Annotated in this window: 11 protein-coding genes; 6 read left to right on the plus strand and 5 right to left on the minus strand. The window is 41.6% G+C overall.

Features of this window, described 5'->3' with window-relative positions; translation table 11 throughout:
* The first annotated feature begins 45 nt into the window (after positions 1-45).
* Positions 46-2,505 (plus strand): glycoside hydrolase family 31 protein, encoded by a 2,460-nt coding sequence (locus tag H6541_06955; protein MCB9015519.1) that lies wholly within the window; start codon positions 46-48, stop codon positions 2,503-2,505.
* Positions 2,506-2,613: 108 nt separating this feature from the next.
* Here the strand turns inward: H6541_06955 and H6541_06960 are convergent, their stop codons facing one another.
* Entirely contained in the window at positions 2,614-4,956 is a 2,343-nt protein-coding gene (locus H6541_06960) for a response regulator (GenBank protein ID MCB9015520.1), read from the minus strand.
* A gap of 365 nt (positions 4,957-5,321) precedes the next feature.
* On the opposite strand from H6541_06960, the gene H6541_06965 reads away from it, so the two are divergent.
* The gene (locus tag H6541_06965; GenBank protein ID MCB9015521.1) at positions 5,322-7,358 is read left to right on the plus strand and encodes a S9 family peptidase; all 2,037 of its coding nucleotides are present in this window, start codon (positions 5,322-5,324) and stop codon (positions 7,356-7,358) included.
* Between the two features lie 218 nt (positions 7,359-7,576).
* Here H6541_06965 and H6541_06970 read toward each other — a convergent pair whose 3' ends face one another.
* On the minus strand, positions 7,577-9,217 hold the full coding sequence (locus H6541_06970; protein MCB9015522.1) for a T9SS type A sorting domain-containing protein: 1,641 nt from the start codon (positions 9,215-9,217) through the stop codon (positions 7,577-7,579).
* Between the two features lie 576 nt (positions 9,218-9,793).
* Between H6541_06970 and H6541_06975 the strand changes: the two genes are divergently transcribed.
* Positions 9,794-10,183: a hypothetical protein gene (locus tag H6541_06975; protein ID MCB9015523.1), complete on the plus strand. Its 390-nt coding sequence runs from the start codon at positions 9,794-9,796 to the stop codon at positions 10,181-10,183.
* Positions 10,184-10,287: 104 nt separating this feature from the next.
* Here H6541_06975 and miaA read toward each other — a convergent pair whose 3' ends face one another.
* Genes miaA through H6541_06990 form a run of 3 tightly spaced genes read right to left on the minus strand, consistent with a single transcriptional unit; the run spans position 10,288 to position 13,288 of the window.
* The gene (miaA, locus tag H6541_06980; GenBank protein ID MCB9015524.1) at positions 10,288-11,214 is read right to left on the minus strand and encodes a tRNA (adenosine(37)-N6)-dimethylallyltransferase MiaA; all 927 of its coding nucleotides are present in this window, start codon (positions 11,212-11,214) and stop codon (positions 10,288-10,290) included.
* Positions 11,208-11,804 carry a hypothetical protein gene (locus H6541_06985; protein ID MCB9015525.1) on the minus strand — a complete coding sequence of 199 codons (597 nt, stop codon included), beginning with the start codon at positions 11,802-11,804 and terminating at the stop codon, positions 11,208-11,210. Before H6541_06985 ends, miaA begins: the two co-directional genes overlap by 7 nt.
* A 59-nt stretch (positions 11,805-11,863) precedes the next feature.
* Positions 11,864-13,288 carry an HD domain-containing protein gene (locus H6541_06990; GenBank protein MCB9015526.1) on the minus strand — a complete coding sequence of 475 codons (1,425 nt, stop codon included), beginning with the start codon at positions 13,286-13,288 and terminating at the stop codon, positions 11,864-11,866.
* A gap of 214 nt (positions 13,289-13,502) precedes the next feature.
* On the opposite strand from H6541_06990, the gene H6541_06995 reads away from it, so the two are divergent.
* The 3 genes from H6541_06995 to H6541_07005 all read left to right on the plus strand — a co-directional run bounded on the left by H6541_06995 (position 13,503) and on the right by H6541_07005 (position 17,193).
* Complete coding sequence (locus H6541_06995; GenBank protein ID MCB9015527.1) at positions 13,503-14,702, plus strand: isocitrate/isopropylmalate dehydrogenase family protein; 1,200 nt, start codon at positions 13,503-13,505, stop codon at positions 14,700-14,702.
* A gap of 116 nt (positions 14,703-14,818) precedes the next feature.
* Complete coding sequence (locus H6541_07000; protein MCB9015528.1) at positions 14,819-15,364, plus strand: HD domain-containing protein; 546 nt, start codon at positions 14,819-14,821, stop codon at positions 15,362-15,364.
* Positions 15,365-15,387: 23 nt separating this feature from the next.
* Positions 15,388-17,193 carry a 3-isopropylmalate dehydratase large subunit gene (locus H6541_07005; GenBank protein ID MCB9015529.1) on the plus strand — a complete coding sequence of 602 codons (1,806 nt, stop codon included), beginning with the start codon at positions 15,388-15,390 and terminating at the stop codon, positions 17,191-17,193.
* The last annotated feature ends 97 nt before the right edge of the window (positions 17,194-17,290 follow it).

Here is a 17,290-nt window from a genome sequence, read left to right on the forward strand (position 1 = left end):
ACAAATAAATACAGCAGGCTTTTGTTTGCCATCAAACAAAGAAAAATGAGAAAAACAACTCTTATTCTCTCGCTAATCCTATCAATTATGAACATGGCATATACCCAGAGTAGCGAGTCCAAAAGCCTGGGGAAAATCTTTTATCATCAGTTAGACGGGCAGGTGCTCAAGCTGAAAACAGATTATGGCCAGGCTGAAATTACGGTTTACAGTCCTGGAATCTTCCGTTTACGGATGGTTAAAGATCAATTTGCCGATGATTTTTCTTATGCAGTTATTGCTAAACCTGAGAAATGCGATGTACAGCTAAAAGAGGAAAGTGAAAAACTTATACTTTCGACCTCACAGCTAAAACTTGAAATTGATAAAAATCCAGCCCGTTTTACTTTCTTTACTTCCGACGGAAAATTGATCAATGCTGACGACAAATCATTCGGAACATCGTGGATAGGAACTGAAACCAACACATTTAAGCAGCTTCAAAAGGATGAACGCTTTATAGGCTTAGGCGAAAAAACCGGTAACCTTGATCGCAGGGGAAGTGCCTATGAAAACTGGAACACCGACAATCCGCGCTACGGCCCGAACGATGATCCTTTGTATGTAACCATTCCATTTTACATGGGTCTTCACAGCGGCCTCGTTTATGGCATTTTCATGGATAACTCACACCGCAGCAGATTTAACTTTGGTGCAAGCAATAATCGTTTCAGCTCTTTTGGAGCTGATGACGGTGAAATGGACTACTATTTCATGTACGAAACAAACGTAGCCGGTATCATCAAGGATTATACACAACTAACAGGCCGCATGACCATGCCTCCTATGTGGGCTTTAGGATATCAGCAATGCAGGTGGAGCTATTTCCCTGATTCAGAAGTTTTAAATATTGTCCAGAATTTTCGGGAGCGAAAAATTCCGCTTGATGTGATTTATCTCGACATTCATTACATGGATGCTTATAAGATTTTTACATGGCATCCGGTGCGGTTTAGCAATCCACAAAAACTGCTGAGCGATCTTAAATCAATGGGTGTTCACACAACGGTAATTGTTGATCCGGGTATCAAAGTTGAAAAAGGATATGAAGCCTATGAAGATGGCCTGAAAAAGGATATGTTTATCAAATACCCTGACGGAGATGTTTATACGGCACAGGTTTGGCCCGGATGGTGTCATTTCCCCGACTTTTCAAAACCTGCCGCACGTGAATGGTGGGGTAATAAGTTCAGCGGACTGGTAAATAACGGTGTTGAGGGATTCTGGAACGATATGAACGAAATTGCCTCATGGGGAGGTGGCTACACCCCGGGCATGGTGCAGTTTGAATGGGAAGGCAAAGGAACTACTTACAGACAGGCCAAAAATGTTTATGGCATGCTGATGGCCCGCAGCACATTTGAAGGCACCAGAAAACTCATGAACAACCAGCGCCCGCTAATTCTTACCAGGGCAGGCTATGCAGGATTACAACGCTACACTGCACTTTGGACAGGCGACAATCAGGCCACCGAAGAACATATGCTACTGGGCACCAGATTACTAAACAGTTTAGGATTAAGTGGTGTTTCTTTTACAGGAGTTGATGTGGGAGGCTTCAGCAAAGACCCCACACCTTCTCTCTTCGCCAGATGGATAGGCGTTGGTGCTTTTAGCCCGTTTTTCAGAAGCCACACTCACCATGACACGCGCTCGGCTGAACCATGGGCTTTTGGCGAAGTGGTTGAAAACATTTCGAGAAATTACATACAGCTGAGATACAGGCTCTTACCATACATCTATTCTGCTTTTCACGAATCAGTTGAAACGGGAATGCCTGTTGCCAGAAGCCTTGCCATTCATTACACTTTTGATGAAAAGATTTATAACTTCAACTATCAGAACCAGTATTTGTTTGGCCCTTCCATATTGGTAGCTCCAACCGAAAGTACACGCGACCTTGTAAAAGTGTACCTGCCTGAAGGAGAATGGTATAATCTGCATACAGGCATAAAACTTCAGGGGAATAATGAGATGACCACCGAATGCCCTACAGGAATTTTGCCATTGTTTATTAAAGCCGGCTCGGTTATTCCTATGCAGAAAGCCGTGCAGAGCACTTCAGAAGACCCTGGCGAAGTTCTTTTTCTGCATATTTTCAATGGAAGTAACGCATCTGAGTTTGTTTACTATGAAGATGACGGAAAATCATATGAATACGAAAATGGAAAATTCTGCAGCAGAAAAATTGTATTTGATCCTTCGAAACATCAGTTAAGCATCGATGCAAATACAGGGACGTATGCCAGCCGGTTTAAACAAATTCAGCTTGTTTTTCACGGATTTGACAACAATCAGTCGTTCAGAATGAACAAAACGACACTAAAAACAGAACAGGTAAAAGTTGATTTATTCAATGCATTAGAAGCTAATGACCCTCAGTATCTGGAAACAATACATCAAAAGCTTGATGCATTGAGCACCCGGGTAAACCTTTCAGATTCAAAAATGACAATTGAATGGTAAACCTTATAATCTTTTTCAAGTAAACAAAAAATGCCGGCACATACCGGCGTTTTTTGTTTATAAAGAATACATTAAATAACAATCAGGAAGCCAACATTGTCCGGCTGATTAAACATGCCCGTTCCGACTAAGGACAACGCTCCCCCATTTCACAATCATTTCCTGCAAATGCTTGATATTTATTGGCTTGGCCATATAGTCATCCATACCAGCCTCCATGCATTTTTCACGGTCGCCAACCATTGCATTGGCTGTAAGCGCTATAATATAAGGTTGTTTGGCAGCAGGAAAGCTCTCTTTTATTTTCAGTGTAGCCTCAATCCCACTCATTTCCGGCATTTGAATATCCATCAGAATAATATCGAAATGCTTTTCGTAAAGAATATCAACAGCTTCCCGCCCATTCACCACAGCATCAACTTTATAACCCATCAGGTTTAACAGTGAAATAGCAAGTTTTTGGTTCACGAGATTATCCTCGGCAATGAGAATGCTAAGTGGAAACTTTGTACTCAACGTAAAATCAATATCACCTGATTTTGATGATTGTGTTTGTTTTTTCGACGCTTCGGTCATGATATGAAGTACTTCCTGAAATAAATCTTTTTGTCTAACCGGTTTTGACAACTGACCGGCAAACAGTTTTCCACTTGAATAGTTTAAATCGCCAGAAGATGAAAGTAACAATAAAGGAACAGAGCCTTTCTGGCTAATCTCCTTAATTTTCCCGGCCAGTTCAATCCCGTCCATTTCGGGCATCTGTAAATCAAGCACAATCAGGTCAAAAACAGGTTCAGCATGAATAACTTTTAATGCTTCAGCCCCTGATTCAGCCAGTACGGAGCCCATGCCCCATGTATCAAACTGAAGTCTGAGTATCTGACGGTTTGTTTGGTTATCATCCACAATCAATACCTTACGGCCCCGCAGTTGAGGTAAAAACCCCTTTACATGCAATTTTGTTTGACCGACGTCTGAATTTTTTATTTTGACAGTAAAATGAAAGGCTGATCCATTTCCGGGCTCACTATCGGCCCAGATATCTCCGCCCATCAGACTCACCAATCGTTTTGAGATAGCCAATCCAAGACCTGTACCTCCATATTTTCTGGTTGTTGAACTATCAGCCTGAATAAACGGCTCGAACAAATTATTGATGGTTTCCTGTTTAATGCCAATTCCTGTATCTTTCACTGAAAACTTTAATTCAAGCAGGCCATTGCTCTCATGCAGCAATTGAACTGTAATTAAAATTTCACCTTTTTCAGTAAACTTAATGGCATTATTAATGAGATTGACAAGAATCTGCCGTAACCTGTTTGCATCGCCAAGAAAATTAGAAGGAACATCGGAATCAATCATATAAAGCAAATCCAGCCCTTTTTCAATTGCTTTGATGGCAAACAAATCCAAAGTATCTTCAATGCATGACCTGAGCTCAAAATGGGTTTCTTCCAGCTCCATTTTCCCTGATTCAATTTTTGAGAAATCAAGGATATCATTGATAATACTAATAAGACTTTCACCTGAAACCTGCACAGTTTCGGCATAATCGCGCTGAGCAGAAGTTAGCTGTGTGCTTAATAAGAGACTGGTCATTCCGATTACACCATTCATCGGGGTGCGAATTTCGTGGCTCATCATTGCCAGAAAATCAGATTTGATGCGATTGGCCGATTCGGCCTCAAGTTTTGCTGTTATAAGCTCATGATGTGCGCTTTTGTAAGCTGTTACATCTCTTATAACAGCCAGTGCAGCAAGCCCCCCCTGATAATTAATCCTTCTGATATTAAATTCACAAATTTTCTTTTCACCATTTTTGGTAACCAAATGAGCTTCAAAACTGTTCACCTCATTCGCTGAATTTCTGAAATTGAATCTCATTTCTTCAACCCTTTCCCTATCTGCTGAATCAAATAAGGAAAAATAATCAATGTTGTAAATTTCAGAAATGGTATACCCTAATAAAGGTTCAACTATATTGTTGACATACAGGATTTTATTTTTTCGGAAAATGCATAAAAAATCAAGCGTACTATCAACAATGGCCCGGTATTTTTCCTCATTTTCAATCAGATTGTGAATGGCTGTAATTCTGGCAGTTGCATCGTAAATACGCAGACAGACACCTGCTGCATTACCCGATTTATCAAAAACATTGTAGATAATGGCATCTGCATAAAAATGACTTTTATCTTTCCTTAAAAGCCTGAACTCACATCTGTCAGTAGCTGCATTTTCAATACAATGAAATGAGTTACCATCCTCACAAAAAATGTAATCTGAAAGCAGAGTACCTTCCAGCTCTTCACAGGTGAACCCTAGCAAATTTAAAGCCGGGCCCTTCACTGACCGTATAAACCCATCAGGTTTCAGACAAATGAGTAAACTATTGCCGTTGGCTGAACGCGGAGCAATTGTGTACTCTTCAGCAACCACTGGTCGCACCATATTAATCCTCTCTTCTTTATCCTAAAATCTGTAATAAATACTATCTGTATAATTGTCGGTAAATCACCCACAGAAAGTCCCTTCTGTTTATCCCGTTAAACAAAAATAGGGATTTCAACCATCAAATTTACAGCCATTTCCACATCCCATTGCAAATCTAAGACTTATAAAACACAGCACGCGCAAAATGTCCATATTCAGGACAAAATAGCACCAATACGGGACATAAAAATACCCGTTCGCGGGTTCCATAAGCATCGTTCATAAGAACCTAAACTCAGAAATTAGACAACAATACCCCGGTCATCCCTTAGTCATTGATTGTTATTGTTTACTTTCGCAAAAAAAATCAATCATTCATCAACATGAAAAAATTAAAACTAATTGGAATGTGCCTGATAACCAGCGCCCTTGCAACATCAAATCTTTTTGCACAGGAGCGATTTACAGCAGAAACGATGTGGAAACTCGGGCGGGTCAGCGATGTGCAGCTATCACCCGATGGAAATTCATTTATTTACGGTGTTACACATTACAATCTGGCAACCAATAAAGGCAACCGGAATATCTATAAACTTGATCGCAATGCTGAATCACCCCGGCAGTTAACAGATTTTGAAGGAAGTGAAATCAATGCCATTTGGCGGCCCGACGGCCAAAAAATCGGATTTCTTTCGGCTGAATCAGGTTCAATGCAGTTATGGGAAATGGGGAAAAACGGGGAGGATAAAATTCAAATCAGCCATATTGACGGAGGAATCAATGGATTTGCCTATTCGCCAGATATGTCGAAGATTGTTTATATTAAAGACGTGAAGTTAGAGAAAGATGCGCATGACTTATACCCCGATCTTCCGCTTTCAAATGCACTGATTTATGACGATTTAATGTATCGTCATTGGGACAACTGGCATGATTATGCTTACAGTCATATTTTTATTGCGCCTTACACTGACGGCAAAATAGGCGAAGGCAAAGATATTATGCCAGGCGAAGCCTGGGATAGTCCCTTAATGCCCAATGGTGGCATGGAACAAATCACCTTTTCACCTGATGGAAAGCTACTGGCCTACACTTCAAAAAAACTTACAGGAAAAGATTATGCAGTAAGTACCAATAGTGATATTTATCTTTATCACCTTGAGAATGGATTAACTGAAAATCTCAGCGTATCAAACCCCGGATATGATCAAGACCCTGTGTTTTCGCCTGATGGAGGAAAAATTGTTTGGAGAAGCATGAAAACGCCAGGTTTTGAGTCAGATAAAGACAGAATTATCCTTTGCGATTTGAAAGCAAAAACCCGGATAATGAAAGACTTGTCAGAAAATTTTGACCAAAGTTCATCCAACTTTAACTGGAGTGCTGATGGCAAACAACTTTATTTTATCAGTGGCACCCAGGCAACTTTTCAGGTTTACCGTATGGATATAGAGACGCGAAAAATTACGCAGCTCACCCGGGGCGACCATGACATACAGGCTTATGCTTTAGATGGCAAAGATTTGATTATCACTAAAATGCGCATGGATTTACCCTCTGAAGTTTTCAGATACAAATCAGATGGTACTGAAGAGCAATTAACATTTACCAATCGCGACATTTTAAAGAACGTTGAATTTGGAAAAACAACCAAACGATGGGTAACAACGACCGATGGTAAAAAAATGCTTGTATGGGTTATTCTCCCTCCTCAGTTTGATCCCAACAAACAATATCCGGCATTGCTTTACTGCCAGGGCGGACCTCAAAGTGCCGTCAGCCAGTTTTTTTCATATCGCTGGAACTTCCAGATGATGGCTGCGCATGATTATATTGTTGTTGCCCCCAACCGACGCGGACTTCCTACATTCGGACAGGAATGGAATGACCAGATCAGCGGCGATTATGGCGGACAAAACATGCAGGATTACCTGGTTGCTATTGATTCTGTTTCGGCAGAACCATATGTGGATGCCAACCGTTTGGGCGCTGTTGGAGCCAGCTACGGAGGGTACTCGGTTTACTGGCTTGCCGGCAACCACCATAAACGTTTCAAAACTTTTATTGCTCATTGCGGAATTTTTAACTTTGAAAGCATGTACCTTGAAACCGAAGAAGTGTTTTTTGTTAATCATGACTATGAAGGTGCATTCTGGCAAAACCCGCGTCCGAAAAGCTACGATTTCTCGCCCCATAATTTTTTACGCAATTGGGACACCCCAATGCTGGTAATTCATGGCGGTTATGATTTCCGTATTCCATACACCCAGGGGATGCAGGCTTTTAATGCCAACAAGCTGATGGGCATTCCCAGTCGCTTTCTGTTCTTTCCTGAAGAATCACACTTTGTATTGAAACCCCAAAATTCAGTACTCTGGCAAAGAGAATTTTTCAGATGGCTGGATATTTATCTAAAATAAAAACAGACCAAACAAAATAACAATTATTGTTAACTCTACTGCAACCCCATTGGTTTTACTTCCAATGGGGTTATTTATTCATCAAAAAAAGGCTACTTAGCGACTTTCCGGTTCTTATTTATTGCATTTTTTTAGACAGGATTTACAGGATTTACAGGATTTTCTGTTTTTGGATTGCTGGTTTGTGGTTATCGATTGCTGACCTCCGACTTCCGACTTCACTTCACCACCTTCGCGCTCCCCACCGTCTTATCTTTATAAACCAGCCTGAGCAGATACATCCCTGGAGCCCAGTTTGACGCATCGAATTCAGCGAGCTGCTGCCCTTGTGTAAGTTTTTGTTCTGTGACAAACCGTCCACTCAAATCAAAAACCTGTAACATACTTTGTTGCTGGTAGTTGCTTTGGTACAAAGCTGTGCTCAAACCTTTGTTGCTGTTGCGCAGGGCAATAAACTCCGGCAATCTTATATAAAACCGGTCTTTTACCGGGTTGGGATACACCTCCATCACCGCCACATCGGGCAGGGTGGCCAGATGCTCAGCGCTTACCACTATATCGCATTCTTCCATGCCAATGGTATCGTGCGGTGCCACGCCACCCGGGCAGGCATAATCGTACACATGTGGGGTGGGGTCATACACATCATCTTCAAGGGTGGAGGTAAGCTTGAAAAGCATCGTGTTGAGCATGGGGCCGTAAGGGTTTTCCTCGGCGCTGCCGGTGGCCAGTATTTTGTTATCGTGGGTGGTTGTTGCCCTATAAGCGGGCCCGGTATAGTCATTCAGAAACCTTCGTCGGTGAAGTATATTGCCCAGTGTATCTATAAGCAATACATCGGCACGGGATTGAAACCAGTTATTATCCTGGCCTTCAGTTGAGCCTGTAATAACAATAGTACTGTCAGGCATCCAGTCAAGAAAACCGTTAGAACTTACTGTGTCATTCAGAATATAGTACTCCAATTGTGAGCCATCTACTTTTTGTTTTCTGAGCGATTTTTTGATAAAGTTTAATGGGTAGGTATTGGTGGTTTTAGTAAACCCCGCTGAATACAAATTTCCCTTTTTGTCCTTTATGGTCTGATAATCCCCTCCTCTCAACGAATCATCCTCGTAATGATTTGCTTGCCAGTTAATAACTTCGCCGTCAGGAGCAATATGAAGTTTTATTGGCTTTAAACTCAAGGTAGCAGATTGTCCATCATCATAATAACCATAGCCGGTTATTATGGTAGAGCCATCATCCAGGGCAAGGATATCGAAAGGCATATTATCAATTATTGTATCTGAATCATAAGTAAAAAGCCATTGAATCTGGCCATTAAGATTCATTTTTACAACACCGATAGCATTGGTGGGTACATTCCAGTTAAAGTACAGGCCAATATATCCGTCATTCGTCTGTACTACATCGGTTCCGGAATTTTCTATATCAATAAGATCAATAATTTTACACCAATCTGTTTCTCCACATGCATTTATTTTTAAAAAAACAGGATCTACATCGATTTCTGTTGCATTTTGCTGCGCATACTGTGAAGACATTGCCATAATAACCCCTGAATCGCTTGTTAAAGACATATTATCAAACAGTGATAAATATTCAGAAGATTTTCCAATTATACGATCCCAAATAATACCCCCGTTAATATCTGTTTTAATCAGCCAGCCTGAAGTCCTTAAGCCATATTGGCCAAGGTTTTCTGAGAGTAGAATTATTCCATTATCATAGGTCTCATGCGCCACTTTACCCGAAGAATGTATGCCTGGATGAATGTAAATTTTTGGCCAGGTTTGAGCGGAAACAGTATAAACACTACTGAGAATAATAATAAAGAAGAGAATTTGTTTTTTCATTTTATTGGTATTTTCAATTTCAATATACGCTTAAAATAGCGCTTTCCGCAAGTGATGTTGATTCAGCTACGATTCACGGTGTCACATCCATTGCCGGAAAAAATAAAGGTAAATATGGAACTAATTTCCGGAAAGGATGTGCAAATAAATGAAGGGCTGAATTATAGTTTGTTTCACACAAATAAACACAAACAAAGGATTCTCTCTTTACATGAATGGTTAATTGAGATGGCATCATATATCGGGTATTTAAAATATATCACTACTGAACTACAAAAATAAATAAGTAAGGGGTACGCCCGTTAAGGTTCACCCGATATTGAATTTAGAGTTTGCGCAACCAAACGACAACATGAACAAAAGTACTGAAAAAATTTATCGGACAGCCGGTTTTCAAACAAGTAATAGGGTTTTTAAATGCAATCAGCATCAAGCGTCTAACAGATAAACAATATTCATTTTGCAACTACAATCCTCATCAACCAAAAAAAGAAACGATTGGTAAAACATACAATTATTTTTTGTAACTTTATGTTTTGCATAGTTTTACATCAGATTTTTATAAAACATAGTGAAATGAAAAATCTTCTTTTTATTGCTTTCATGCTGTTAATGGCATGGGCATGCAGCCCACAAAAAGACATATCCAAAGCGTCTGCCGACATCAAACAAGTTGTCATTGACTCAACTGAATACGAAATTACTATTTTTGATACAGATTTTGACAGATGGTATCTTCTTCACTTTTCACCGGCACTTGACAGAAGTAATGACTACTACCGTTTGATGAACGACAGGGGCGTTACCAACTGGAATCAGTATTTTACCCGCAACCGGTACAATCAGGTTGTAAACTCTTATATAAATTTCAATCCAACCATAGACTATGGGATGGAAGTGAACCGTAAACTATACTGGTACTTCAGGTTTATTGAAGAAACCTGCAAAATAAAGCTGTTCAGGTAAGGATAAGACTCTTTAAAAAAATGAAAACCCTATCTGCAAATATTTTTCTTATTCCAGCCGCAAAATCAATTTTTTCTTAAAACAGCAAAAAGTTGAATTAAAGCTCAACTATTCAGCAATATCGTAACAAGGTTCATCACCTCTTCTACATCAGGCTTACACCAATTTAAATCGTTTTCTTTCCTGAACCACGTAATTTGCCGCCGGGCATAGCGTCTGGTATTGGTTTTAATTTTTTCAACAGCATCATCCTGGCTGCAATTTCCATCGAAATAGTCAAACAACTCCTTATAACCAACGGTGTTCAACGCATTTAAGTGCCGATAAGGATAAAATTCGCGGGCTTCCTGTTCAAGCCCGGCAGCCATCATTTGGTCAACACGCGCATTTATTCTTTGATGCAATTCTGCTCTGGGCAAATCCAGCCCGATTTTAATGATTCTGAAATTGCGTTTTGCCGGATTTTTTTTTCTGAATGAGGAGTAAGGCAATCCCGTAGACATGCATACTTCCAATGCCCTGATAATCCGGGCGGGGTTGGCAACATCAACCATCTGAAAATAAACCGGATCGAGTTTTTGTAACAATAATCTAAGCGTTGGAAGCCCTTCTGTTTTCAATATGGTTTGCAGGTGAAGCCTGATCTCTGGTTCAGCATCAGGCAACATATCAATGCCATCGCACACAGCCCTGATATACAAGCCTGAGCCACCTGTCAGCACAACCAGTTTGTGTTTTTGAAAAAGCCGGTTAAGTAATTCAAGCACCTCAGTTTCATACTGTGAAACATTGTATGAATCAGAAAGACTGAGATTTCCGACAAAATGATGAGGCACCAATGCAAGCTGCGTGGTATCAGGAGCAGCCGTTCCAATTTTAAGCTCACGGTAGAACTGGCGCGAATCTGCTGATATAATTTCGGATTCAAAACGTTGCGCTACGTCAATAGCCACGCTGGTTTTACCAACAGCAGTAGGACCAGCAATTACCAACAAAGTATTTTCAGAAACCAAAGAATGCGGGCTTACCATTCACTTGTTTGCTCAAGAGATGGATCAATGGGCAAGTCGTCCTCATCATCATTATTGAGAATATCATCAAATTCACTTACGAGGGCAATTTCATCTTCATCAAGGTCAGAATTTTCAAATGAAGGCAGGGAGGGCTTGGCTGTAATGAGCTTACCTTCACTTTTCACACAGGCAGGATACTGGCTTTTATCTCCGGCTTCCAGTATTTTGGTAAGTTCAACAAAAAACACTTTAGGATTCAGAAAATCATATTCATATAGCAAACGCTGATGGGGATCGTCAATCACTTCGCGAATACGCACCTTGTCCATTTCAACTACCTGCATCCGCGTTGGTTTAGGGCCACGGCGGTCGTCATCATCTTCCTCTTCCTCCGGGTTGCCTCCATTCATGTTAATCAGCGTAATTTCTTTCTTTTTACGCCAGTTACGATCACATACAAAAAAGGAAGCCAGTTCATTACCAGGCAACTCAACAGATTTTTTTATCAGATCGTGAAAGTCGGCAAATGTCTGCGACGAAAGCAATTCGAAGTCGCGCAGGAAGTCTTCCTGTTCGTCAAATAACAACCTGAAACGATATGCGTGCATTTTGTGAGTTTTTAATATTAAAAAGTAAAATTAAGTCATTCATTAAAAAAAAACAAATTTTAGAGCCCTTCATTTACAGGCACTAAGCCTTGTTTTTTACCTTCTTCAATCATAAAAGCATACGCTTTTTCGAAATCATTATCCAGTCGGCCATCCAATATAGCTTCGCGAATGGCCAGTTTGATTAATCCAACCTGCCGGCCGGGTGCTACACCAAAAGCTTCCATTATCAATTCACCGCTGATTGGAGGCTGCCAGTTGCGTAGACGGTCTTTTTCCTCAATCTCTTTCAGTTTTTGACGAACAAGACTGAAGTTGGCCATATACCTGTTAACTTTTTCCTTGTTTTTCGACGTAATATCTGCTTCACAAAGGGTCATCAGGTCATCAATATCATCACCGGCATCAAACAGGAGCCGTCTTATTGCCGAATCGGTCACTTCCTCTTCAGAAAGCACAATGGGCCTTAAATGAAGCAACACCAGTTTTTGCACATACTTCATTTTTTCATTCATTGGCAATCGCAACTGCCTGAATATCTGGGCAACGATACGGGCACCTTTGGCATCATGACCATGAAATGTCCAACCCAGTTCAGGGTGAAAACGTTTGGTGGCAGGCTTGCCTATATCGTGCAAAAGGGCAGCCCAGCGCAGCCATAAATTATCGGTATGAGGCACAATCCTGTCAAGCACTTCCAAAGTATGATAAAAGTTATCTTTATGTCCGCGGCCTTCCTTTGTTTCAGTTCCCTTCAGTGCCACAAACTGGGGCATGATCAGCTGAAGCAAGCCCGTTTGGTCAAGTAACCTGAACCCAACTGAGGGTTTGGGTGATAAAATTATTTTATTCAGCTCTTCGCTGATGCGTTCACCCGATATAATAGAAATTCGGTTGCGGTTGCGCTTGATGGCCGAAAGTGTTGAAGGATGAATGGTAAATCCGAGCTGACTGGCAAATCTGATACCACGCAGCATACGCAGAGGGTCGTCTGAAAACGTAATATCAGGATCCATTGGCGTCCTGATAATTTTGTTATCCATATCCTGCAGCCCTCCGAATGGGTCAATTAATGAGCCATAATCAGCTTTATTCAGGCTGATTGCCAGTGCATTGATGGTAAAATCCCTTCGTTTTTGATCATCTTCAAGGCTTCCCTGCTCAATGTCAGGCTTGCGCGATTCAGGATGGTAAGATTCGCGCCGGGCACCCACAAATTCAATCTGCAATTCCCCGTCATGAATCATTGCAGTTCCAAAGTTTCGGAAAACACTGATTTTCTGGTGACCCTGCATCCGGCTTTCAACTTCAGTTGCTAGTTTTACACCATCACCAACCACCACAAAATCAATATCTTTCGACCCTCTTTTCAGAAAAATATCACGAACAAAGCCGCCGATAACATACACATCGAGACCCAGTTCAGCTGCCGCTGAAGCAACTGTCTTAAAAATCCGGTGGGTTAAATGCTTCTGGAGATCCATCTTTGAATATTTTTCTGAGTGAGCAAAAATAAGAAACTAATCTGAGACCCGCATCAACCGGCAACTGTTGCAAGCCTTGCTTGCTTGCTTTGCAAGCCCGGAACCAGGCAGCAGCGATAAAAAATTATTTTCATAAATGTTTGGGCTTTAAAGTTTTGTTCCCTATTTTTGATAAGAAGCTGACAATAATAATGAACGACAAAAAAAATCGAAGATGGCAAAAAGAACGATTGTAACATTACCCGGCGATGGTATAGGAAAAGTGGTACTGGATGAAACACTTCGCGTATTGAAAGCTGCAGGCTTTGAAGCCGAATATGTTCACGGAGACATAGGATGGGAATTCTGGTGCAGAGAAGGTAATCCGTTACCCGACAGAACCATTGAGCTTCTGAAACAGCATAAAATTGCTCTTTTCGGTGCCATCACTTCAAAACCCAAAGACAAAGCAGCGGCTGAACTGGAAGCTAAACTTCAGGGGAAAGGCTTTAACTATTACAGCCCGATAGTGAGTATGCGCCAGATGTTTGACCTCGATATTTGCATGCGTCCTTGTCAGACTTTGCCCGGAAATCCCCTGAATTTTATCAGGCGCGGGAAGGAAGGTATCATGGAAGAACCGGCCGTTGATGTTATGATTTTCAGGCAAAATACCGAAGGTTTGTATGGCGGGGTTGAATGGACAAATCCCGATGACAAGGTTTATGAAGCCCTGATGACACATCCTAAGTTTAAAGCAAACTTTGCATGGTGCCCCCGCCCTGAATTAGCCGTATCTACAAGAATTTTTACCCGAAAGTACACTACCCGTATTGTCAAAGCAGCATTTGAATATGCTCAAAAAAGAGGTTTCAGCAAAATTACCGTTTGTGAAAAGCCCAATGTCATACGTGAAACATCAGGCATGATGCTTAAAATAGCGCAGGAGATGAGTAAAAATGAGTTTCCTGATATCAGAGTTGAAGATGTAAACATTGATGCCATGATGATGTGGCTTACCAAAAACCCTGAAAACTACAATGTTATTGTTGCCGGCAATATGTTTGGCGACATTGTTTCAGATGCCTTTGCCGGCTTAATCGGGGGGCTTGGATTTGCCACAAGTGCTCAATATAATCCGGAACGGGGAATCGCTGTATTCGAGCCAACCCATGGGTCGGCGCCCAAATATGCCGGTTACGAAACCAGCATAGTGAATCCCATAGCAATGATATTATCGGCAGTTATGATGCTTGAACATCTTGATGAGTGGGAAATGGCCAACCGCATTCGCAAAGCAGTTAGTGACGTCGTTTCGGAAGGCAAAGTGCGTGCCTACGATATGCTCAAACTCAAAGGAACCCCTGAAGTCATTCATCAAGGTGCTGCTTCTACCCATCAGATGGCCGATGCCATTATAGCCAAACTTAAATAGCATTCAGAAATTCGCCTGTCCGCCACATTTTATTCATTTAAAAAATACCAGGCCAAAGAGAACCTGTTCACTTCCAAAGAAAAAGAGCTATGACCATTGAAATTAAACCTGAATACATGGAACAGGCCCGGCATTTATGGCCTGAAATTGATTGGATTTCTGATAAGAGCCTGCGCGAATCCACATCCCGCACCTGGGCTCTGGCCTTACAAAAAAGTGTGCTCACACCTGAAGATTTGCATAAAATACCATTTACCCTGCTGGCTGGCCCCGATCTGAAAGTTTCATTTATGGATCATAAAAGAGCGGTTGTACATATTGCCAGAGATTGTGGAAATCAGATGAATTTGTTTTTTAAAACAGATTTACCTGTTCAAATGGATATTTTAATTGCCGGCGCCATTCTGGCCGATGTTGGCAAACTTCTTGAGTACGAAATAAAAGACGGCAAATCTGTTCAGGGAAACTACGGGAAGTTTATTCGCCACCCCTTTAGCGGCGTGTCATTGGCTGAGATGTGCGGCGTGCCGGCCGAAGTGTGCCACATTATTGCCACCCATGCAGGCGAAGGTAACATGGTAAAAAGAACCACTGAAGCATACATTGTGCACCATGCAGATTTTATGACATTTGAACCATTTCGTGAAAGACTGAAAATCTGACATCCAATTAAAAGGACCCGACCATGACCATTATTGAGAAAATTCTTGCCAGCCACTCTAATCAGCCAGCTGTAAAACCAGGCGATATTATTGATGTTTTTATCGACGCCCGCGCTGCCCGTGACTTTGGAGGTGCCAATGTGGTTAAAAACCTGCTTGACAATGGCCTTTCTATTGCCGACGCCAACCGTACTATATTTACTTTCGATTGCAATCCGGGAGGCTCAGACCAGAAATATGCTGCCAATCAGCAGTATTGTCGGTTATTTGCGCGCCAAAACAATATGAAGGTTTATGATGTAGATGCCGGAATCGGCACACATCTGGCTATTGATAAAGGCCTGGCTTTTCCGGGCTCCACCTTTGTTTCTACCGATTCACATGCCAACATAATGGGCGCAATCGGTGCCTTTGGGCAAGGCATGGGCGATCAGGATATTGCAGCCGCCTGGGCTAAAGGCGCTGTATGGTTCAAAGTTCCGGCATCTGTAAAAATAATTTTAACAGGAACACGTCCTCAAAATGTAACAGCCAAGGATATCGTGCTTAATCTTCTTCATGTTTTTGGTGCCAATAAGTTATTGGGCTATAGTGTTGAGATATATGGCGATGCCGTTGACAAGCTCACCCTGGATGAACGGATCACCATTTCTTCTATGGCAACTGAAATGGGGGCTATCATCATTTTGTTTACACCCAACGAAGCTGTACTTCAGGAGCTTGAAAAGCTTTCAGGGAAACGTTTTGAAGCGGTTGTGGCTGATAATCATGCCTCGTATGCACAAGAATTCTCCATTGAGATCAGCACTTTTGTTCCAATGGTTGCCAATCCGGGACATCCGCACGACAATGCCTCTGTTGATTCTGTTAAGAATATTAAAATTGACTCAGCATTTATAGGAAGTTGTACCAACGGGCGCATTGAAGATTTACGAGTTGCTGCTGCAATTCTTAAACACCGAAAAATTGCACCCGGAGTCGTTTTAAAGATTGTACCTTCAACTGATGCTATCTGGCAACAGGCCCTTGACGAGGGTTTGATTAAGACTTTTAAGGAAGCCGGTGCATTGGTTTCTAACGCCGGTTGTGCTGGCTGCGCGGCAGGTCAGGTTGGCCAGAATGGACCTGATGAAGTGACCATAAGCACCGGAAACCGCAATTTCTCAGGTAAACAGGGAAAAGGATTTGTTTATCTGGCTTCTCCTTCTGTGGTAGCAGCTTCAGCAGTGGCAGGGTTTATTACAACGCCCGACGAAATTCCTGAACATCCGGCAACATTTAGCCCAAAAGAACACATGGCTGTAACTGAAAAAAAAGCAAAGCCTGCCCCACGTGAAGCTAAAACAGCTGTCGAAGGCCGGGTGTGGGTTATTTCAAAGGACGACATTGATACAGACATGATTTTTCATAACCGATATCTTACCATTACTGATATCAATGAAATGGGACAGTACACGTTTGATAACCTGAAAGGCTATGAAGATTTCGCCAAAAAAGCGCGGCCCGGAGACATTATCGTTACCGGTAAAAATTTCGGTGCAGGCAGTTCGCGGCAACAGGCTGTTGATTGCTTCAAAGCCTTAGGCATTCAATGTATCATTGCTGAATCATATGGCGCCATTTACGAGCGAAATGCTATAAATGCGGCATTGCCCATCCTCACCAGTAACCAGCACATGATGGCCGAAGTTGAACTTAAAACAGGGGATTTAATCAGTGTTGACTTTTTAACCGGCGAACTTACAAACCTCAATACAGGAAAATCGACCTTTATTCACAGGTTTTATGATGCTCAGTTACAGATTTTTCTGAATGGAGGACTGCTTTAGCATTGCAATTCTTTCTCATTTATGCCTGTGAGCTGATGACAACCATCAGCTCATTTTTTAATAAAGTTTTTGTCTCAGGCCGAAACAACAATTTTAA

The sequence above is a fragment of the Lentimicrobiaceae bacterium genome (assembly GCA_020636745.1).
Classification (GTDB): Bacteria; Bacteroidota; Bacteroidia; order Bacteroidales; family Lentimicrobiaceae; genus Lentimicrobium.